This is a genomic window from Herbaspirillum sp. C9C3 (genome assembly GCF_013359625.1).
GTDB lineage: Bacteria > Pseudomonadota > Gammaproteobacteria > Burkholderiales > Burkholderiaceae_D > Herbaspirillum.
Genome location: NZ_JABFMQ010000004.1, coordinates 83,654 through 103,243, shown reverse-complemented (window position 1 = coordinate 103,243; position 19,590 = coordinate 83,654). Strand labels below are relative to the sequence as shown.

Below are 19,590 nucleotides of genomic sequence, written 5' to 3'. Positions count from 1 at the left end.
GCCGCCGCAATGGGGCGGAGTGATGCAAGGTTCGCAAACAGCTAGTTCTTTGTCTTTATCGTCTAGCCGCTAGACGTGTCGGTGTGGCGGCTAGACGTGTCGGTCTAGCTGCTAGTCAGACTCGCGGAACCATTCTGCGATAGTTCTTTGCGCGTTCGATTCCTTCAAACTAACGCCGAGGGTTTTCCCGTGGGCGATAACCTCCTTCATGAGTTGATACGCTGCGTTGCTAGCAGAAGGCCAGTTGCGCATTTTGTATTTCTCGACTGCCCATACTCTCAGTTCGTGCAGTGGGGCGTACCTCTTTTTAGCGCCGCTCTCGCCGTTGTGCTTTGAGTGCTGCTTGATAATGCACGTAGGGCAAACGTAACGCGAATCAAAATCAGGGGTGCCGGCCACTAATCCTACATATAAAAAAGATTGACACAATCTGAAGACGGTTAGCTCATCGTAATTTTCTGAGTCGCCGGTCAACATCAGATTTACCATTACTTGGGCAAGGAGCTGCTCAGCTTTCTTTCTTAGGCCGCCTTCGTTTTGATGTAGATTATTAGATGGCGCGTTCTCCGCCATAAACGAAACCGCTTGTTCGGAATTTTCTGGATCAATACCGAGACGTTCGAGCTGCTCGAAAGTTATCTCTCGTAACCAAGCGATTTCATCATCATATGGTCCAAGACCGCCTTCCGCTTTGAGCTGTTGCTCTCGCTTAAATACGGGTGGTTTTCTTCCGCGCTTTTGGATTAGCAATTTCTGCCCCTTACCCCTTCAAATCGGGAGCCATGCCAGCAGGTCAAAGGGGCAATAACCTGTTTTCCCGCCGTCGCGGTAGGCATGACAAAAAGTTAGCCGCTAGGCGGCCTTGATTGGTATAACGGTCGCACCGGCGCGCAAAGTGTCCACATGATCAGACCATGCCTGCATCATCTTGCGCCGCTCATCCAGGTACTGCGCCTTCTGATAGACACCCTTAACGCCTGCCTCCTTGTGGGCTAACTGGCGGTCGATTGCTTCTGTGTTCCAGCCCATTTCTGCAAGCATGGTTGCCGCCGTGTGCCTGAATCCGTGCGGCTGGATCATGTCGGCACTGTAGCCAAGCCCTTTGAGAGCCTGATTGATAGTGCCTTCCGACAAGGGACGCGCACCAGCTCTCACGCCAAACACATATTCACCATTTCCAGTGAGTGGCCGCAATTCGGTGAGGTAGCTCACTGCCTGAGATGAGAGCGGAACGATATGATCGGCTCCGGTCTTGGGGGCGACATAGCGCCACTCCCGCGCATCCAGGTCAATATCTGCCCACCGCGCAGCCCGAAACTCGCCGGGGCGGGTGAATAGCAGGGGAAGCAAGCGAAGTGCCGTCTTCACCATCGGGGAGCCGGTATAGCCCTCGATATCGCGCAGAAGCTGGCCTAACTGTTTTGGGTCTTTGATGTGCGAGTAATTCTTGCCCTCATGGGGTTTGAGTGCGCCGCGCAGATCGGCAGCAATATCGCGCTCCGCGCGGCCCGTGGCGATGGCATAGCGCCATATCTGGCCCGACTGCTCGCGCAACCGGTTCGCCGTCTCTGTCGCGCCCCGATCTTCTACACGGCGCAGACATTCCAGCAGGGCAGGGGCTCTGATTTCAGCGATGGGCAATTTGTCCAGCCAGGGGAACAGGTCTTTTTCGAGATAGGCAAGGGTGCGGCCTGCATGGCTCTCTGACCAGCCGCTGACGCGGCTTTCATACCATTCGCGCGCCACATACTCGAATGAGTCAATGGACGGCAGGCCAGATGCCTCGCGCTTTTCTGCTGCCAGCTCGGCGCGTTGCGTCGCCTTGCTGGCTTTGCGCGATTCGCTGGGGTCAATGCCTGCTGCCACTTCCTTGCGCGCCTGCTCCGCAAAATCTCGCGCCACTTTCAAAGTCGTTTCGGGGTATTTGCCAAGGCTGATCGTCTTGCGCTTGCCGTTGATGGTGTAATCCAGTCGCCAGGCTCTGCCGCCGCCCTTCACCGCCAGCAGCAAATACAGTCCGCCGCCATCATCAATGCGGCCCTTGCCGTTATGCGTGGTCGCCGTGGCCTTCAAACCACGAAGGGTGGTGTCTGAGATTTTGTTGATCGCCATGGCTGGCAGCCCTTTCGCAGTAACCGGCAGTGAAAATGCAGTAACTCGAATTGCAGTAACCCGTCTATTTTAGGTTTACTGCGATAGTTACTGCAATTCAGGATTGCAGTTACTGGGTTTGCGTGGGCAACGATGGGCAACAAAAAAGCCCTTGTCCGTTTGGAATCAAGGGCTTATGTGCAAACTTTGGTTTTGCTGGGCATACTAATGGTGCCGGGAGCCGGAATCGAACCGGCACGCCTTGCGGCGCGGGATTTTGAGTCCCGTGCGTCTACCTATTCCGCCATCCCGGCGACGCGAGCCAGCGATTATTACCGATTTCGTTGCTTCGGGCAAGCCCCGATAGCTACGGCAGACAGCCGATGTGAAAATTATTTACCGCACACCGCCTCAATGGCCCGTTCCCCCGTCGAGCCCGGAATCGGATCCTGAAGCTTTACATCCGAATACGCCAGCTGCGGCGCCAGCAGCAACTGCCCTTTGCCATCGGCCTGCGCATACATCTTGCGGCTGCCAAAGCCAAGCTGGCGCGCGCTGCAGTCGAAGTAGGCGGTGGAGATCTCCGACAGGTAATAGGTCTTGCTGCCCTGGCCCATCAGCAGTTGCGGACGGTTCCAGTTCAGCAGGATCTGCGCCTGCCGCACGCTGCGGGTGGTGACGATGCTGCTCTTGTCGATGAAGAAGCTGCCAATGTTGTTCTCCCCCAGAGGCATCCACTCCGCATGGGCCGACACACAGGTCATCGTCAGTGCCGCCGCCAGCAGCAGTGCCAGGCGCGGCGCAGGGGAGGGAGAAGAAGAGCGTTGATCCATGTCGGGCAGGGCGTCGCGTCAGGTCAGCATCATGGCCAGCATGGCGACATCGTCCTCCAGCAACAGCACCAGGGTGATGCTCCAGAAGATCAGTTCCGCCAGCACGCGGTGTCCTGTCAGCGTCATGCGCAGGCTTGCAGCCATGTCCAACTCATCGATTGCGAAAAATGAAAGTGCGGCCATCCTAACATGCCCTTTACGAATGGACATGACCCCCGACATGAAAATGGCCCGCACCAGGGCGAGCCACTTTCTGCTGCAGCAATGACGCGGACCGATCAGATCGCCGCCGCAATCGCCTTGCCCACTTCCGTGGTGTTGCTCTTGCCACCCAGGTCCGGCGTGGTCGGTCCATTGACCAGCACGTTTTCGATGGCAGCCAGCATGGCGTCGTGCGCCTGGCGATACTTGCCCTGGCCATCGCCGAGGAAGTCCAGCATCATCGCGCCGGACCAGATGGTGGCCACCGGATTGGCGATGTTCTTGCCAAAGATGTCCGGTGCCGAACCATGTACCGGCTCGAACAGCGAGGGCAACTCGCGCGTCGGATTGATGTTGGCCGAAGGCGCAATCCCGATCGTGCCGGCACAGGCCGGGCCAAGGTCGGAGAGGATGTCGCCAAACAGGTTGGATGCCACCACCACGTCGAAACGATCCGGGTTCAGCACGAAGTGCGCCGTCAGAATGTCGATGTGGTACTTGTCGCGGCGCACCTCCGGGTAGTTCGCGCCCATGGCCTCGACGCGCTCATCCCAGTAGGGCATGGTGATGGCGATGCCGTTGGACTTGGTGGCCGAGGTCAGGTGCTTCTTGGGACGGCTCTGTGCCAGCTCGAAGGCGAACTTGAGGATGCGGTCGGTGCCCTTGCGGCTGAATACCGATTCCTGGATCACGGTCTCGCGCTCGGTTCCCTCAAACATGCGGCCGCCGATGGCCGAATATTCGCCTTCGGTATTCTCGCGCACCACGTAGAAGTCGATGTCGCCCGGCTTGCGGTTGGCCAGCGGGCAGGGTACGCCCGGCATCAGGCGCACCGGACGCAGGTTGACGTAAAGGTCGAAGTCGCGGCGGAACTTCAGCAGCGAACCCCACAGCGAAACGTGATCCGGCACCGTGGCCGGCCAGCCGACCGCGCCGAAGAAGATGGCTTCAAATCCCTTCAACTGATCGAACCAGTCATCGGGCATCATCTGACCATGCTTGGCGTAGTAGCCGCAATGGGCCCAGTCGAAATGGGTGAATTCGATGTCGATGCCGAACTTCCTGCTGGCGGCCTCGACCGCGCGCAGCCCTTCGGGCATCACTTCCTGGCCAATGCCGTCGCCGGCGATGACGGCGATTCTGTGGGTCTTGCTCATCGTTGCTGCTCCTCTGAATGACTGGTTGACTGGTTGACTGGTCGACGGGCTGCCCGAGGTGACCGGGCAATGAAAACATGCCCTCATCATAAATCGCTTCACGCGATGGATCATCCACGAACTGGTGATGTAATAAAACACGATTCGTGAACAGTGCAGAAAGCGTCAGCCATGAAAAAAGGCAGTGCGGTCATCCCGACACTGCCTGTTCTGCGGCCTGCCCGCGACATGGCTGCGCCTCAGCTGCCCGCGGCCTCGCCCCACAGTGTCACGCCCAGGGTATGCTCGGCGCCGGGCTCCAGTTCCACCAGATCGTCCATCACGTTGGCCGTCTCGATGCACAGCATGCGCTGCCAGGCATCATCGGCGAACTGCGACAGGCGGCGTGCCTTGCTCACCCAGGGGTTCCAGACCACGGCCGAGGTCGAGCCGCTGGCCTGGATGTGGATGCGACGGTTCCAGCCCTCGTCGCGGATGGTCAGGTGCGGCGGCAGGTCGAGGTAGATGCGGTCGGTTTCGCCGCTGACCACCAGCGCACGCTTCTGTTCGCGCTCAGCCCAGCCTTCCAGGGTTTCGATGTAACGTCGGCCTTCCAGCCCATCGACGCTCACGTTGTGGATGCTGCTGACGGCGAAGTAGCTGTGCAGTGCCTGGGTCAGGGCGAGGTGCTCTTCGCTGCCGTTGCGGGTGGTGAGCTTGAGATGCAGGCGGTCGTCCAGCAGGATTTCCAGGCGCAGTTCGATCCCCGGGGGCAGGTGGCGTAGCGCCGGTGATTCGCTGGTGGGCGGGATGGCCAGTACCAGACGCACGGTATCGCCTTCGATGGCGTTCTCCATCAGCAGCCAGGGGATGCCGCGCACCAGGCCGTGCGCAGGCAGGCGCCCGCCCGCGTGCAGGGCCTGCACCTGCGGTGGATTGCGCATGAGGTCGCCGAACCACGGCCAGCACACCGGAATGCCGCCGCGCACCGAATTGCCGGCTTCGAAGGCGGCTTCCTCGCTCATCCAGATCACCGGTTCCTGACCGTGCACCTGGTAGCGCAGCACCTGCGCGCCTTGCTCGGCGATCAGCAGTTCAGCGCGCGCAGTCTGCACGCGCAGACATTGCAGCTGGTTGACTTCGATGCGCTGGATATGCGGAAGATCGGGCGGGACTTCCTGTTCTTCGATGAGGCTCATGCCGGACACTCCAAGAGAATTCGTTGCGATGGTGCAAGACTGCCACATTTCGGGCCTTTGCGGGAGATCGGGCGCGCGGGCAGGCGATGCGCTGCGTCTCGTTGTGATGCGAGCGGAGACGGGGTCAGGACTATAATCCACGAATCGTGGACTTCATCGGCTACATATCGTGAACAATTCTCCCCTGCTGGAAGACCTGCGCCTGTTCTGCGTGGTGGCGCGCCACAGCAATTTTGCCGAATCGGCGCGCGAAGTGGGTGCCTCCCCGGCCTTCATCAGCAAGCGCATCGCGCTGCTGGAGCAGGCGCTGGGTGTGCGGCTGTTCCACCGCACCACGCGCAGCGTGGTCATGACCGAGGATGGCGGCAACGTCCATGAATGGGCGCGCAAGATCCTCGACGATGTGGAGCAGATGATGGAAACCGTCAGCAGTGCCAAGCGCGTGCCGCGCGGGCTGCTCAAGATCAGTACCAGCTTCGGACTGGGGCGCAAGGTGGTGTCGCCCTTGCTGTCGCGCTTTGCCACCGAACATCCGGAACTGAAGATACAACTGGAGCTGGTGGACCGGCAGATCGATCTGGTCAATGAGGGAATCGACCTCGATATCCGCGTGGGCGCGGGTCATGAGCCGCATCTGTTTTCCAGGCGCATCCTGCCCAGCCAGCGTGTGCTGTGCGCCAGTCCCGCCTATCTCAAGAAGCACGGCGCACCGGCTGATCTGGCCGCGCTGCGCCAGCACCAGTGCCTGGTGATCCGTGAGCGCAACCAGTCCTTCGGCATCTGGCGCATGATGGGGCCCAAGGGGCAGGAAACGGTCAAGGTCTCGGGCGCTCTGGCCTCCAATCACGGCGAGATCATCCATCAGTGGGCCGTGGACGGGCACGGCATCATCCTGCGCTCGATCTGGGATGTGACCGACAGTCTCAAGCGCGGACGGCTGGTGCGGGTACTGCCGCAGTATGCCCAGGAGGCCGACCTGTGCGCGGTCTATCCCGTGCAACTGAAGAATTCAGCCAAGGTGCGCGAATGCGTGCGCTTCCTGCAAAAGCATCTGGATGTGACCGCATCATCGGCCACGGTGTAAGCAGGCCAGACTCGCGTTCAACGTCCGTCGAATCGCTGCCGCACGATACGTTCCAGCACCTGCGCCACCAGCGTCACCGAGGCATCTTCCACATGGCGGCGATGTTGCAGCAGCCGCAGTGGGGGTGCCTCCAGCGGCAGCGGCGGGCGCAGACAGGCCAGCGCCACCGGATGCGCGGCGGTAGCCGCCGGCACGCAGTGCATGGGCATGACGGCGATCAGGTCCGAGCCCTGCAACAGCGCCGGCACCATCAGGAAATTGGGAACCACCATGCCGATGCGGCGGCGCAGACCCTGCATGGCAATCTGCTCGTCGATCATGCGGTTGAGGGTGTCGTGGCAGGCGATCTGCAGATGTGGATACGAGAGCCAGCGCGCAAGAGTCAGTGCGTGCGCAGCCGGATGGTCGCGCCGCATGACGGCCACGCAGCGTTCCTGCAGCACTTCGCGCCCGCGCACCTGGCCGGTCGGTGCGGCACTGCCCAGCACCAGGTCGGTCTGTCCGCGCTCCAGCCGAGCCACGGCATCGGCATCACCCAGCCAGGTCTGAAACTCCAGGTCCGGCGACGGCGCGTCGGCGGCCAGCGCCTGATACAGCGCATGCGCTACCACTTGGGCCGGATAATCCGGCATGAGGATGCGTACGCGCTGGGTCACAGTCGCCTGTGCCGGCGCCGGGAGGAGCGCCTGTGCTGCCTCGGTGCCCCCGGCCAGCGCCAGGCGCAGGGGTTCGCGCAGGGCTTGTGCGGTGGCCGTCAGTCGCATCTGCGTACCGCCGTCTTCCAGCAGCGGATCGCGCAGCAGCTGGCGGCAGCGCTCCAGTGCACTGGCTGCCGCCGGTAGCGGCAGGCCGACTCGCGCTGCGGCGCGCGCCAGATGGACTTCATCGAGGACGGCGTCGAGCAGGCGTAGCAGGCGCGCATCCATTGCGGTCAGTGCGGGCAGGGCAGGGGAGAACACAGGGGCAGGACTGGCAGCGGAATTCATGGCGCAGTGAGGCAGTGGCAGCGAAAGTGACAAGGCCTGCCGCCAGGACGGCAGCAGGCCAGGGGCGCGAGTGTAGCCGCTTCGCCGGGCGCCCACAAGCGCCGTTTGGGGCAAGGGGCGCGGGGCCGCGTTGCGGCTTAGCCGAAGGCTTCCTTGATGGTCTGGATCTTGCCCATGTCAGTGGCGTCGTAGCCGGCCAGATTGTTGACCACCTTGCGGAAGGCATCCGATTGCAGGATGTCGATCACCGCGCGGATCAGCGGATCCTGCAGGGAGGCCGCCGGCAGCGCGAAGAAGTAACGCTCGCGCACCAGCGGAATGAAGCCCAGACCGAAGCGATGCGCGGCGGTCTGCACCCCGAAACCGACATCGGCCATGCCGCTGGCGATGAAGGCGGCCACCGCCGAGTGCGTGAACTCGGTGTTCTCGAAACCGTTGATCTTCTTGTGGGTGATGCCGGCCCCCTGAAGCATCAGTTCCAGCAACATGCGCGTACCCGAACCGGCCTCGCGGTTGACGAAGCGCAGGTCGGTGCGGGTGAGGTCGGCCAGGCCGCGCAAGCCCTTGGGATTGTCCGGCTCGACGAACAGACCCTGGTTGCGGATGGCCAGGTGGATCAGGCAGTCGCTGCGCTTGTTGAGCCATTTGGCATAGGTGGCGATGGCGGGTTTCTCGAATTCGCCCAGCGGAACATGAAAGCCCGCCAGGTCGCATTCCTGGCGCGACAGCGCGGCCACGGCATCGGTGCTGTGGCGATAACGCACCTCCACCGGCAGGCGGCCTTCGTTGATCTTGTTCAACAGCGCCGCCACCGCAAAACCGTGACTGGCGTTGATGCGCACCTTCTCGGATTTGCCTTCGACCGTTTTTCCCAGCTCCACTTCCAGTTCCGAGGCCAGGCTGTCCAGGGTGGGCGACAGGCGTGCCGTCACCAGGCGATCGGCCCACAACAGCTTGCTGGCGAAATCGGTCAGTGTGGTGCCGCGACCACGCCCGCTTTCGATCAGGGCATTACCGAACAGACGCTCGGCCTCGCGCAACAGACCCCAGGCATGACGATAGGAATAGCGCGTCAATTGCGCGGCACGTGCAATCGAGCCGCTTTGCTGGATTGCGGTGAGCAGCGTCAACAGATTGGCCGTGTCCAGCGCCGCCTCGTTGTCGTAGGCGATTTCCCAGTGAGGTTTGATGTGGACTTTGAACATTTATGTGAAATAAAGCATATTGATACGGCCGTTTATCGGTGATAATTTCGCGTCACTCTGCATAAATGATAGAAAATATATGCGGTGTTGTACATAAATAAATCAACGAAAAGAGAAGGATATCGTCGCAAAGATGGGTCGGTGTCACGATCCGGCCCTACCGGCTTTGCGATGCAATCCTTCCTTCGATTTGCCCACATCACACTCATAAAATATTCGGAGGAATAATGGCTTTCGATTTCCTGAACAAGGAACACACAGTCGCCAAGCCTGGCTTCAATCGCTGGCTGGTCCCGCCGGCGGCGCTCGCAATCCACCTGTGCATCGGCATGGCTTACGGTTTTTCCGTATTCTGGCTGCCCTTGTCCAAGGCACTGGGCGTGACCGCGCCCATCGCCTGCGGCGCTGACATCGGCTTCTTCGCGCAAGTCTTCTCGTCCACCTGTGACTGGAAGATTTCCATGCTGGGCTGGATGTACACCATGTTCTTCGTCCTGCTGGGCATCTCCGCTGCACTGTGGGGTGGCTGGCTGGAACACGCCGGTCCCCGCAAGGCCGGCGTGGTCGCTGCCATCTGCTGGTGCGGCGGCTTGCTGATCTCGGCCCTGGGCGTGAAGACGCACCAGATCTGGCTGATGTGGCTGGGTTCGGGCGTCATCGGTGGTGTCGGCCTCGGCCTGGGGTACATCTCACCGGTGTCGACCCTGATCAAGTGGTTCCCTGACCGTCGCGGCATGGCCACCGGTATGGCCATCATGGGCTTCGGCGGTGGTGCTCTGGTCGGCACGCCGCTGGCCGATGCACTGATGAAGAAATTCGCCTCCCCCACTTCCGTGGGCGTGTGGGAAACCTTCGTGGTCATGGCCATCATCTACTTTGTCTTCATGATGGCCGGTGCCTTCGGTTACCGCGTACCGCCCACCGGCTGGAAGCCGGCTGGCTGGACCCCGCAGGTGGCCAAGTCCTCGGCGACCATGATCACCCAGAACCACGTGCACGTCTCCAAGGTCTGGGGCATTCCTCAGTTCTGGCTGGTGTGGCTGGTGCTCTGCCTGAACGTGTCGGCCGGTATCGGCGTCATCGGCATCGCCTCGCCGATGCTGCAGGAAGTCTTCGGCGGCAAGCTGCTGGGTCTGAACATCGGCTTCAATGATCTGTCGGTCGAGCAGAAGACAGCCATCGCCGCACTGGCGGCCGGTTTCACCGGTCTGATTTCGCTGTTCAACATCGGTGGCCGTTTCGCCTGGGCGTCGTGCTCGGACTTCTTCGGCCGCAAGATGACCTATGCCATCTTCTTCGTGCTGGGCTTCGTGCTGTACGTGAGCCTGCCGTGGTCGGCCAAGGCCGGCAACATCCCGCTGTTCGTGGGCGCAGTCTGCATCATCCTGTCGATGTACGGTGGCGGTTTTGCGACCGTGCCGGCTTACCTGGCCGACCTGTTCGGCACCCAGATGGTGGGCGCCATCCACGGTCGCCTGCTGACCGCGTGGGCAACCGCCGGCATCCTGGGCCCGGTGGTGGTGAACTACATGCGTGAGTACCAGCTCTCCCTGGGCATGCCCAAGAGCCAGGTCTACAACACCACCATGTACATCCTGGCGGGCATGCTGGTGCTGGGTCTGATCTGCAACCTGCTGATCCGTCCGGTCGCGGCCAAGCACTTCATGACGCCGGAAGAACTGGCCCGTGAAAAGCAGCTGGCCCACGAAAAGTCGGCAGCCGATGCCGTCGCCACTGCAGGTTCGGGCGACATGTCGCAGATCGGTACTGGCGGCAACCCGGTGGTGATCGGTCTGGCATGGGCGGCCGTGGGTATTCCGCTGATCTGGGGCATCACCCTGGTGTTGCAGAAATCGGCCGTGCTGTTCCGTTGATCGCGCAGTTGAGTCGTTCGTAGTTTCGCTTCATCGGCAGGCCGGCTCCACCCGGCCTGCACGCAGGACCCCAGCGGCGAAAGCCGCTGACACAAGCCGCCATGGCCCCGTGAACCGGGGCGGCTTGTGTCAGCGACTATCAAAAAACAGGAGCCTGGTCGGCCCTTGCCTTGAAGGTAAGCGCAGGCCAGCATCCGCAGTGTTCACACCAACCCCCAAGGCAGGGAGAACATGCAGCAACGGAGACCAGCTGGTTCATCACGCAAGGCCGTGCGCGCCCTTTACCAGGGTGGCGTCATGCCGCCGCATTGTTCTTCCCATCCCTTGATCTGCTTTCCGCAGGCCGCTCCTCCCTAGGGCGGTCCATTTCCTTTCATTCGTCATTTGCGCGGTCCACAGAAGATCCTCCGGGAGAAGGACGCGGTCCGCATCGAAGCAACACAGGAGGCAACAATGAAGAGGCAACAGGTTTTCGACGTGGCGGCGGTGCGCGGCATCATCGCCGAGCGCAAGGACATGGCCGGTGCCATGCTCCCCATCCTGCACGGCATCCAGGACAAGGTCGGCTATATCCCGGCCGATGCAGTCCCGATGATCGCGGGCGAGTTGAACGTCTCGCGCGCCGAGGTGCATGGCGTGATTTCGTTCTATCACTTTTTCCGCCAGGAACCGGCGGGTCGCCACGTGGTGCAGGTCTGCCGTGCCGAAGCCTGCCAGGCACGTGGCAGCGAAGCTCTGGCCGAGCACGCGCAGAACGTGCTGGGCTGCGGCTTTCATGAAACCAGCGCAGATGGCCAGTTCACGCTGGAGCCGGTGTATTGCCTGGGCCAGTGTGCCATCGGCCCCAATCTCACCCTCGATGACGAGCTGCATGCCCGTGTCGATGCCGATAAATTCAAGCGCCTGATCCAGGCCAAGCGGGAGGCATGATGAGCGCACCCGATATCGTGACCATCTACGTCCCGCGCGACTCCACCGCGCTGGCACTGGGCGCTGACGAAGTGGCGGCCGCCATCGCTGCCCAGGCGCAACAACGCGGCCAGTCCATCAGGCTGGTGCGCAATGGATCGCGCGGCATGTTCTGGTTGGAGCCGCTGGTGGAAGTCTCTACCGCAGCAGGCCGCGTCGCCTACGGACCGGTGACGCCCGAGGATGTCCCCGGTCTCTTCGACGCAGGGCTGCTCGCAGCTGGCCAGCACAGGCTGCATCTGGGCCTGACTGAAGAAATGGACTTCCTCAAGAACCAGGAACGTCTGACCTTCGCGCGGGTGGGCATCATCGATCCGCTCTCGCTGGAGGATTATCTGGCCCATGAAGGTTATGTCGGATTGAAGAATGCCCTGGCCAAGACGCCCGAGGCCATCGTCCAGCAGATGATCGACTCCGGCCTGCGGGGCCGGGGTGGTGCAGCCTTCCCGACCGGTATCAAGTGGCAGACCGTACTGCGTGCGCAGTCGGCGCAGAAGTATGTGGTCTGCAATGCCGATGAGGGGGATTCCGGTACCTTCTCGGACCGCATGATCATGGAAGACGATCCCTTCACGCTGATCGAAGGCATGACCATCGCTGCCGTCGCGGTGGGTGCGACCGAGGGCTACATTTACGTGCGCTCCGAATATCCGCATGCGATCGCGACGATGAACGAAGCCATCGCCATCGCCACCGAACGCGGCTATCTGGGCAAGGACATCCTCGGTTCCGGCAAGTCCTTCCGGCTGGAAGTGCGCAAGGGCGCAGGTGCCTACATCTGCGGCGAAGAAACCGCCATGCTGGAAAGCCTGGAAGGCAAGCGCGGCGTGGTGCGCGCCAAGCCGCCCCTGCCGGCCATCGAGGGTCTGTTCGGCAAGCCGACCGTGATCAACAACCTGATCTCGCTGGCTTCGGTGCCGGTGATCCTGGCGCGCGGTGCGGACTTCTACAAGAACTTTGGTGTGGGCCGTTCGCACGGCACGCTGCCTTTTCAACTGGCTGGCAACATCAGGCAGGGTGGCCTGGTGGAGAAGGCCTTCGGCCTGACGCTGCGTGAGCTGCTGGAAGACTTCGGTGGCGGCAGCGCCTCGGGCCGTCCGATTCGCGCTGTGCAGATGGGTGGGCCGCTGGGCGCGTATCTGCCACCCTCGCAATTCGATACGCCGCTCGATTATGAAGCTTTCGCCGCCATCGGCGCCATGATCGGGCACGGCGGACTGGTGGCATTTGACGATCGTGTCGATATGGCCCGTCAGGCCCGCTACGCCATGCAGTTCTGTGCAGTCGAGTCCTGTGGCAAGTGCACCCCTTGCCGCATCGGTTCCACCCGGGGCGTGGAGGTGATCGACAAGATCATCGCCAACGATGACCGGCCGCAACAGATCCATCTGTTGAAGAGTCTGTGCGACACCATGGTCAATGGCTCGCTGTGTGCCATGGGGGGCATGACACCGTTCCCGGTGCTGTCGGCCCTGAACCATTTCCCGGAAGACTTCGGCGCGCCCGGCGAACAGGCGGCCTGATCCCATTACCGAATGCAAGGAGTTGCACCATGAATCAGCTCAATGAAACGGATTACGGCACCCCCGCACGTGCCTCGGAAAACCTGGTCACGCTGGAAATCGACGGCGTGGCAGTGACGGTCCCGGCCGGCACGTCGGTGATGCGCGCCTCGGTCGAGGCCGGTATCAACGTGCCCAAACTGTGCGCCACCGACAGCCTGGAACCCTTCGGCTCCTGCCGCCTGTGCCTGGTGGAAATCGAAAAGGATGGCCGCAAGATGAAGGGCTATCCGGCCTCCTGTACCACGCCCTGCGAGCCAGGCATGAAGGTGCAGACGCAGACCCCGAAGCTGGCCGAGATCCGCCGTGGCGTGATGGAGCTCTATATCTCCGACCACCCGCTGGATTGCCTGACCTGCCCCACCAACGGCAACTGCGAACTGCAGGACATGGCCGGTGTGGTGGGCCTGCGCGAAGTGCGCTATGGCTACGAGGGCGAGAACCATACCAAGATGAAGAAGGATGAATCCAATCCCTACTTCACCTATGACCCTTCCAAGTGCATCGTCTGCAATCGCTGCGTGCGCGCCTGTGAAGAAACCCAGGGCACCTTCGCGCTGACGATCAACGGGCGCGGTTTCGAATCGCGCGTCTCGGCCGGGCAGATGGAAGCCTTCATGGAATCGGAATGCGTCTCCTGCGGCGCCTGCGTCGAGGCTTGCCCGACCGCGACACTGACCGAGAAGACCGTCATCATGCTGGGCCAGGCCGAGCACAGCAAGGTCACCACCTGCGCCTATTGCGGTGTGGGCTGCTCCTTCAAGGCCGAGATGAAGGGCAATGAAGTGGTGCGCATGGTGCCGTACAAGGATGGCAAGGCCAACCAGGGCCACTCCTGCGTCAAGGGGCGTTTTGCCTGGGGCTATGCGACCCACAAGGACCGCATCCTGAACCCCATGATCCGCAAGAGCATCAACGACCCCTGGCGCGAAGTGTCGTGGGAAGAAGCGCTGTCCTACGCCGCCAGCGAATTCCGCCGCATCCAGGCCAAGCATGGCAAGGATTCCATCGGCGGCATTACCTCGTCCCGCTGCACCAATGAAGAGACCTATCTGGTGCAAAAGCTGGTGCGCGCCGCCTTCGGCAACAACAATGTCGATACCTGCGCGCGCGTGTGCCATTCGCCGACCGGCTATGGCTTGAAGCAGACCCTGGGCGAATCGGCGGGCACGCAGACCTTTGAATCGGTGATGAAGTCGGACGTGATCCTCATCATGGGCGCCAATCCGGCGGCCGGCCATCCGGTGTTTGCCTCGCAGATCAAGCGCCGCGTGCGCCAGGGCGCCAAGCTCATCGTGATCGACCCGCGTACCACCGAGATGGTCAAGTCGCCGCACCTGCAGGCCGACTATCACCTCAAGCTGCGCCCCGGCACCAACACCGCCATCATCACCGCGCTGGCTCACGTGATCCTCTCGGAGGGTCTGCAGAACGAAGCCTACATCCAGGAACGCTGCGACCTGCAGTCGTACCAGGACTGGAAGCAGTTCGTCCTGCGCGAAGACAATTCCCCCGAAGCCATGGCCGCCATCACCGGCGTACCCGCCGAGATCATCCGTGGTGCTGCCCGCCTGTACGCCACCGGCGGCAATGCGGCGATCTATTACGGCCTGGGCGTGACCGAACATGCGCAAGGGTCGACCACCGTGATGGGCATCGCCAACCTGGCCATGTGCACCGGCAACGTCGGCCGCGAAGGTGTGGGCGTGAACCCGCTGCGGGGGCAGAACAACGTGCAGGGTTCCTGCGACATGGGTTCCTTCCCGCATGAGCTGCCGGGTTATCGGCACATTTCCGACTCCACCGTGCGCGGCCAGTTCGAGCAGGCGTGGGGCGTGACCTTGAATCCCGAGCCGGGCCTGCGCATTCCCAACATGTTTGATGCGGCGCTCGATGGCAGCTTCAAGGGCCTGTACTGCGAGGGTGAGGACATCGTGCAATCGGACCCCAACACCCAGCACGTCGCAGCCGCCCTGCAGGCCATGGAATGTATCGTGGTGCAGGACCTGTTCTTGAATGAGACGGCCAAGTATGCGCACGTCTTCCTGCCCGGTTCGTCCTTCCTGGAAAAGGATGGCACCTTCACCAACGCCGAACGTCGCATCTCGCGCGTGCGCAAGGTGATGCCGCCCAAGGCTGGCAAGTCCGACTGGGAAGTCACGGTAGCCCTGGCCGAAGCGCTGGGTTACCCGATGCCGTACAATCACCCCTCGGAAATCATGGACGAGATTGCCGCCCTGACACCCAGCTTCCACGGCGTGAGCTACGACAAGCTGGAAAAGCTCGGCAGCATCCAGTGGCCCTGCAACGAAGCAGCACCGGAAGGCACGCCCATCATGCACGTGGGCAGCTTCATCCGGGGCAAGGGCAAGTTCATCAACACGCAATACTTCGCCACCGACGAGAAGGTGACGCAGCGCTACCCGCTGATCCTGACGACCGGCCGCATCCTGTCGCAGTACAACGTGGGCGCGCAGACCCGCCGCACCGAGAACTCGCAATGGCATAGCGAAGACCGGCTGGAGATCCACCCGCACGATGCCGAGGACCGGGGCATCCGCGAGGGCGACTGGGTGGGCGTGGAGTCGCGTGCAGGCCAGACCGTGCTGCGTGCAACCGTAACCGAGAAGGTGCAGCCGGGCGTGGTCTACACCACTTTCCACTTCCCGGAATCGGGCGCCAACGTGATCACCACCGACAACTCCGACTGGGCCACCAACTGCCCCGAGTACAAGGTGACGGCGGTGCAGGTCATGCCGGTGACGCAGCCTTCGCAATGGCAGCAGCATTACGAGCGCTTCAACCGTACCCAGCTGGATCTGCTCAAGGGCGAGGTGCAGAACGAGCCTCTGGTGACGAAGTAAGCGGCACGGGCTCGTCGGGCTCGTGCTTAGATGATTTCCGCAGCGAGCCCGACCGACCCAATCACATCAAGCCGCATCAAGCAGGACAGCATGAACACAAGCAAGCGCAACAGCCTCCACATTGACGACACCACCGGCGACTACGCCACCTTCGCCCGCGTGCAAGTGGATCGCTGGCGAGATGGACAACGCGAGACGGTGGAGGATGTGGTCGCCGAAGAGGTCCCCATCGCGCTGGAATACAACGGTATTTCGCATGCCGTGATGATGGCCACGCCCAGCGATCTGGAAGATTTTGCGCTGGGCTTTTCGCTCACCGAAGGCATCCTGGGCGATCCGGGCGAGTTGTATGAGTGCGAGATCGTGCCGGGCTGCGAAGGCGTGCAGGTACAGATGCGCATCGCCACCGAGCGTTTCGTGGCGTTGAAGGAAAGGCGCCGCAACCTGACTGGTCGTACCGGCTGCGGGCTGTGTGGTGCCGAGACCTTGGAGCAGGCGGTACGTCATCCGCAGGCGGTGCAGGGCGGTGCGTCGTTCTCGGTGGACCAGCTGCATGCGGCCTTCGAGCAGATGCAGGCCGCACAGCAATTGCAGCAAGCCACCGGTGCCACGCACGCCGCCGCGTGGATGGATGCGTCAGGAAGCATCGTGCTGGTGCGCGAAGACGTGGGTCGTCACAACGCGCTGGACAAGCTCATTGGCGCGCTGGCCGAAGAGGAGGCGGATTTCTCGCAAGGCGCGGCCATCATCACCAGCCGTGCCAGTTACGAGATGGTGCAGAAGGCGGCCACGGTCGGCATTGGTTTCATCGCTGCCGTCTCGGCACCGACGGCGCTGGCGATCCGGCTGGCCGAAGAGACGGATGTGACCTTGCTGGGCTTCGTGCGCAAGCAGGGCCACGTGGTGTATGCCCGACCGCATCGCCTGCGCTGAGCCGCAGGCGCGTGGACAAGGGATGGACAATTGACGAACGGAGCAGGAGGAGAACACTCATGAACACCGAACACCTGGTCAAGATGGCCAACCAGATTGGCAGTTTCTTTTCCACCATGCCGGACCGCGACCAGGCCATTGCCGACCTGGCTACGCATCTGAAACGATTCTGGGAGCCACGCATGCGCAAGGCCTTCCTGGAGCATATCGAGAAGACGCAGGGCGAGGGCCTGGATGCCATCGTGCTGGAGGCAGTGAACCGGCATATGCAGCAGTTGGCGGTGTAGGGCCGCTGCCTGCTTGTGAATTCGAGGAAACCGCTCGGTTGGATGAGCGGTTTTTTTTCGTCGGTGAGGTGCGGGTGCCGATAAGCAATTCAGTTTGCCAGAAAAACTTCGAGAAAGCGCCAATAGTCCGCCAATAGATGTAAAAAAACGTTGATAAGATATTGATTTGATGGATAAAATTCACGGCAATAAAATCGTGAAAGTCCGCCAAATGCTCGCCATTGGAAAGATAGAACCGCTGCTGCCCATGGACTCGGAGCTGGTTCCATTGCTGGAACTGGCCTCGGATCTGCGGGCTGAATCCATTTTGCTGCTCTCGCATGTCGGGGAGCAATCCCGGCCAATGCTGGCGAGCATGCTGCGCGCGATGAATTCCTATTACTCCAACAAGATCGAAGGCCAGCATACTTATCCCGCAGATCTTGAGGATGCGCTGCACCGCCATTTTTCGGCCGATGCCGAGATCCACAGGCGTCAGATCTTGGCACTGGCGCACATGGCGGCGGAAGAAGAATTCGAAGTGCGGGCGCGGACCATGCCGTGGGATGCGATGTTCACACAGGAGTGGATCAGCGATCTGCATGCGTCGCTATATGCGCGGCTGCAGGAGGAAAGCCATATCGTGCTGGACCAGCATGGGCGCGAACGCGGACGCTTTCAGCCGGGCGCTCTGCGCCGGCATGCGGTAAAGGTCGGGGCGCATATACCTCCGGAGCACAAACTGCTCCCTGATCTGCTGACACACTTTCATGGTCGCTACGGCAAGGTGCATTACCGCGATGTCAGCAAGATCGTCGTCGCTGGCGCATCCTTGCATCGGCTGTCATGGATCCACCCCTTCATGGATGGCAATGGACGCGTCAGCCGTCTGCACAATCATGTCCTGTTGCACCATCTCGGATTGACCGATGGGTTGTGGTCACCCATGCGCGGGTTGGCGCGCAAGCAGGAGGAGTACTATGGTGCCCTCCATCAGGCAGACTTGCCTCGCCGCAATGCCACCGATGGCCGGGGTGAATTGAGTTCCAAGGGACTGGCCGATTTCATCCGCTTTTGGCTTGATACCTGCCTGGATCAGGTTCGATTCATGGGGCAACTCTTGCGGTTTCCGGAAATGGAAGCGCGCTACGTCAATCTGGCACTGCTGTTCGCACATGGTTTTGGCCGGGAGCCGGTGCCACATCATCGCAGCATCCTGCGCCCGGAATTGTTGGGCAAGATCCTGTATCGGCTGTTCCGCGCCGGACAGATGGAGCGCAGCGAGTTCAAGGCCGCCCTCGATATTTCGGATCGCACGGCGACCCGGCTGATCAGTCGCTTGCTGGAGCAGCGACTGATCGTCTCAGAGGGGCGTGTGGGGGTGTTGCAGCCAGGCTTCCCCTTGGGTAGTTTCCGTTATCTTTTCCCAGGACTGTGGCCGGAGGCAGAGGTGTTGGAGATGCAACCTGTCACAGGTGAGTAAAGAATATTTCTTGAACAGCGGCTCTGATTGAGCTATTTCGTCAGTGTTCAGTAGTGGAAAACAGATCGATATTGGAATTACGCGGGCAGTCTGCAGCTATAAGAAAATTCAAATTTGGTGTCCAGTACAGTGGAGAGAGACATTGGAAACTAGAGTGATTCACCGCAATAGGCGAATTAGACATCTCTGCTAGGCTCGCCATACCAAACCGCCTCACGCCGCCAACGCCACCTCCGCCGCAATCCGGTGAAAACGCCGTCCAAAATAAGCCAGCCCATCGGCTTGCGACGCGGCCAGGCGAATATGCCGGATCTCCACGAACAGCACGCTGTGCGTGCCCGCCTGCTGCTGCAATACGATGTCGCCCTCCAGCACCGCCAGCGCATCGGGCAACACCGGCTGGCCGTAGTCACCGGTCTCCCAGCCCACCTGCGCCATGCGTTCTTCAGCGGCCAGCCCGGTCATGCCGGCAATCATGCGCGCCACGTCCTCGTGATGTCCGGCCAGGATGTTGATGCACAGGCGTCCGTTGCCAATCAGGATGGGATGGGCCGCGCTCTTGAGGTTGATGCACACCAGCACCGTGGCCGGGTCGTCGGAGACCGAACTGACGGCGGAGACTGTCATGGCCGCGCGTCCTGCAGGACCATCGGTGGTGATGATGTTGACGGCCGCCGAGAGACGCGCCATGGCGTCGCGAAAATCTTGCTTCATGGTAGGTCCATCCAAAAAAGAGATGACATCCGGCACAAGGCTTCGTATCCTTTGCGCCATCAGCAAGGTCGTCTGCGGCGCCGTCAGGCGGATGTCGATCAGCAGGTGAGAGGGAGAACGCATCGCTTGAAAAAGCCTGCGTCCTGGGATGAACAATAGACCCTGCACAATTGACGGGTCAAATGATTGT

Annotated in this window: 17 protein-coding genes and 1 tRNA gene; 8 read left to right on the top strand and 10 right to left on the bottom strand. The window is 61.4% G+C overall.

Features of this window, described 5'->3' with window-relative positions:
* Positions 1-111: 111 nt before the first annotated feature.
* The 7 genes from HNO82_RS05885 to HNO82_RS05855 form a co-directional block, all read right to left on the bottom strand.
* On the bottom strand, positions 112-750 hold the full coding sequence (locus HNO82_RS05885; protein WP_175343056.1) for a hypothetical protein: 639 nt from the start codon (positions 748-750) through the stop codon (positions 112-114).
* A gap of 102 nt (positions 751-852) precedes the next feature.
* Positions 853-2,112, bottom strand: coding sequence for a tyrosine-type recombinase/integrase (locus HNO82_RS05880; protein ID WP_175343055.1), 1,260 nt, complete (start codon positions 2,110-2,112; stop codon positions 853-855).
* A 208-nt stretch (positions 2,113-2,320) separates the two neighbouring features.
* A tRNA-Leu gene (locus tag HNO82_RS05875) sits at positions 2,321-2,405 on the bottom strand.
* A 78-nt stretch (positions 2,406-2,483) separates the two neighbouring features.
* Positions 2,484-2,924 carry a surface-adhesin E family protein gene (locus HNO82_RS05870; protein WP_008327099.1) on the bottom strand — a complete coding sequence of 147 codons (441 nt, stop codon included), beginning with the start codon at positions 2,922-2,924 and terminating at the stop codon, positions 2,484-2,486.
* Between the two features lie 18 nt (positions 2,925-2,942).
* Positions 2,943-3,068 carry a hypothetical protein gene (locus tag HNO82_RS22345; protein ID WP_008327100.1) on the bottom strand — a complete coding sequence of 42 codons (126 nt, stop codon included), beginning with the start codon at positions 3,066-3,068 and terminating at the stop codon, positions 2,943-2,945.
* A gap of 134 nt (positions 3,069-3,202) precedes the next feature.
* Entirely contained in the window at positions 3,203-4,282 is a 1,080-nt protein-coding gene (locus tag HNO82_RS05860) for a tartrate dehydrogenase (RefSeq protein ID WP_008327101.1), read from the bottom strand.
* Positions 4,283-4,521: 239 nt separating this feature from the next.
* Positions 4,522-5,460 carry a D-hexose-6-phosphate mutarotase gene (locus HNO82_RS05855; protein ID WP_175343054.1) on the bottom strand — a complete coding sequence of 313 codons (939 nt, stop codon included), beginning with the start codon at positions 5,458-5,460 and terminating at the stop codon, positions 4,522-4,524.
* Positions 5,461-5,629: 169 nt separating this feature from the next.
* On the opposite strand from HNO82_RS05855, the gene HNO82_RS05850 reads away from it, so the two are divergent.
* Positions 5,630-6,544: a LysR family transcriptional regulator gene (locus tag HNO82_RS05850; protein ID WP_175343053.1), complete on the top strand. Its 915-nt coding sequence runs from the start codon at positions 5,630-5,632 to the stop codon at positions 6,542-6,544.
* Between the two features lie 17 nt (positions 6,545-6,561).
* On the opposite strand, the gene HNO82_RS05845 is transcribed toward HNO82_RS05850, so the two are convergent.
* On the bottom strand, positions 6,562-7,530 hold the full coding sequence (locus HNO82_RS05845; RefSeq protein ID WP_175343052.1) for a LysR family transcriptional regulator: 969 nt from the start codon (positions 7,528-7,530) through the stop codon (positions 6,562-6,564).
* 137 nt (positions 7,531-7,667) lie between these two features.
* Positions 7,668-8,735 carry a substrate-binding domain-containing protein gene (locus HNO82_RS05840; protein WP_175343051.1) on the bottom strand — a complete coding sequence of 356 codons (1,068 nt, stop codon included), beginning with the start codon at positions 8,733-8,735 and terminating at the stop codon, positions 7,668-7,670.
* A gap of 227 nt (positions 8,736-8,962) precedes the next feature.
* On the opposite strand from HNO82_RS05840, the gene HNO82_RS05835 reads away from it, so the two are divergent.
* From HNO82_RS05835 to HNO82_RS05805, 7 genes are all read left to right on the top strand, one after another.
* A complete protein-coding gene (locus tag HNO82_RS05835) occupies positions 8,963-10,609 on the top strand; it encodes an OFA family MFS transporter (RefSeq protein ID WP_175343050.1) in 1,647 nt (548 codons plus the stop codon).
* A gap of 453 nt (positions 10,610-11,062) precedes the next feature.
* The gene (locus tag HNO82_RS05830; protein WP_008327136.1) at positions 11,063-11,539 is read left to right on the top strand and encodes a formate dehydrogenase subunit gamma; all 477 of its coding nucleotides are present in this window, start codon (positions 11,063-11,065) and stop codon (positions 11,537-11,539) included.
* Complete coding sequence (locus HNO82_RS05825) at positions 11,539-13,101, top strand: formate dehydrogenase beta subunit (protein WP_175343049.1); 1,563 nt, start codon at positions 11,539-11,541, stop codon at positions 13,099-13,101. The genes HNO82_RS05830 and HNO82_RS05825 overlap by 1 nt, the downstream gene beginning before the upstream one ends.
* A gap of 29 nt (positions 13,102-13,130) precedes the next feature.
* A complete protein-coding gene (gene fdhF / locus HNO82_RS05820; RefSeq protein WP_175343048.1) occupies positions 13,131-16,004 on the top strand; it encodes a formate dehydrogenase subunit alpha in 2,874 nt (957 codons plus the stop codon).
* 90 nt (positions 16,005-16,094) lie between these two features.
* Positions 16,095-16,937 carry a formate dehydrogenase accessory sulfurtransferase FdhD gene (fdhD, locus tag HNO82_RS05815; RefSeq protein ID WP_034350078.1) on the top strand — a complete coding sequence of 281 codons (843 nt, stop codon included), beginning with the start codon at positions 16,095-16,097 and terminating at the stop codon, positions 16,935-16,937.
* A gap of 59 nt (positions 16,938-16,996) precedes the next feature.
* Positions 16,997-17,224: a formate dehydrogenase subunit delta gene (locus HNO82_RS05810; RefSeq protein WP_008327146.1), complete on the top strand. Its 228-nt coding sequence runs from the start codon at positions 16,997-16,999 to the stop codon at positions 17,222-17,224.
* Positions 17,225-17,393: 169 nt separating this feature from the next.
* Positions 17,394-18,686 (top strand): Fic family protein, encoded by a 1,293-nt coding sequence (locus HNO82_RS05805; protein ID WP_175343047.1) that lies wholly within the window; start codon positions 17,394-17,396, stop codon positions 18,684-18,686.
* A 213-nt stretch (positions 18,687-18,899) separates the two neighbouring features.
* Here HNO82_RS05805 and HNO82_RS05800 read toward each other — a convergent pair whose 3' ends face one another.
* Positions 18,900-19,400: a flavin reductase gene (locus HNO82_RS05800; RefSeq protein ID WP_034350079.1), complete on the bottom strand. Its 501-nt coding sequence runs from the start codon at positions 19,398-19,400 to the stop codon at positions 18,900-18,902.
* Positions 19,401-19,590: the final 190 nt, after the last annotated feature.

Excerpts from the sequence above, each read along its gene's own strand:
- HNO82_RS05855 (WP_175343054.1), bottom strand. The coding sequence starts at position 5,460 with ATGAGCCTCATCGAAGAACAGGAAGTCCCGCCCGATCTTCCGCATATC.
- HNO82_RS05860 (WP_008327101.1), bottom strand. The coding sequence starts at position 4,282 with ATGAGCAAGACCCACAGAATCGCCGTCATCGCCGGCGACGGCATTGGC.
- HNO82_RS05880 (WP_175343055.1), bottom strand. The coding sequence starts at position 2,112 with ATGGCGATCAACAAAATCTCAGACACCACCCTTCGTGGTTTGAAGGCC.
- HNO82_RS22345 (WP_008327100.1), bottom strand. The coding sequence starts at position 3,068 with ATGGCTGCAAGCCTGCGCATGACGCTGACAGGACACCGCGTGCTGGCG.
- HNO82_RS05800 (WP_034350079.1), bottom strand. The coding sequence starts at position 19,400 with ATGAAGCAAGATTTTCGCGACGCCATGGCGCGTCTCTCGGCGGCCGTC.
- HNO82_RS05840 (WP_175343051.1), bottom strand. The coding sequence starts at position 8,735 with ATGTTCAAAGTCCACATCAAACCTCACTGGGAAATCGCCTACGACAAC.
- HNO82_RS05830 (WP_008327136.1), top strand. The coding sequence starts at position 11,063 with ATGAAGAGGCAACAGGTTTTCGACGTGGCGGCGGTGCGCGGCATCATC.
- HNO82_RS05845 (WP_175343052.1), bottom strand. The coding sequence starts at position 7,530 with ATGAATTCCGCTGCCAGTCCTGCCCCTGTGTTCTCCCCTGCCCTGCCC.
- HNO82_RS05835 (WP_175343050.1), top strand. The coding sequence starts at position 8,963 with ATGGCTTTCGATTTCCTGAACAAGGAACACACAGTCGCCAAGCCTGGC.
- HNO82_RS05805 (WP_175343047.1), top strand. The coding sequence starts at position 17,394 with ATGGATAAAATTCACGGCAATAAAATCGTGAAAGTCCGCCAAATGCTC.
- HNO82_RS05870 (WP_008327099.1), bottom strand. The coding sequence starts at position 2,924 with ATGGATCAACGCTCTTCTTCTCCCTCCCCTGCGCCGCGCCTGGCACTG.
- HNO82_RS05825 (WP_175343049.1), top strand. The coding sequence starts at position 11,539 with ATGAGCGCACCCGATATCGTGACCATCTACGTCCCGCGCGACTCCACC.
- fdhD (WP_034350078.1), top strand. The coding sequence starts at position 16,095 with ATGAACACAAGCAAGCGCAACAGCCTCCACATTGACGACACCACCGGC.
- fdhF (WP_175343048.1), top strand. The coding sequence starts at position 13,131 with ATGAATCAGCTCAATGAAACGGATTACGGCACCCCCGCACGTGCCTCG.
- HNO82_RS05810 (WP_008327146.1), top strand. The coding sequence starts at position 16,997 with ATGAACACCGAACACCTGGTCAAGATGGCCAACCAGATTGGCAGTTTC.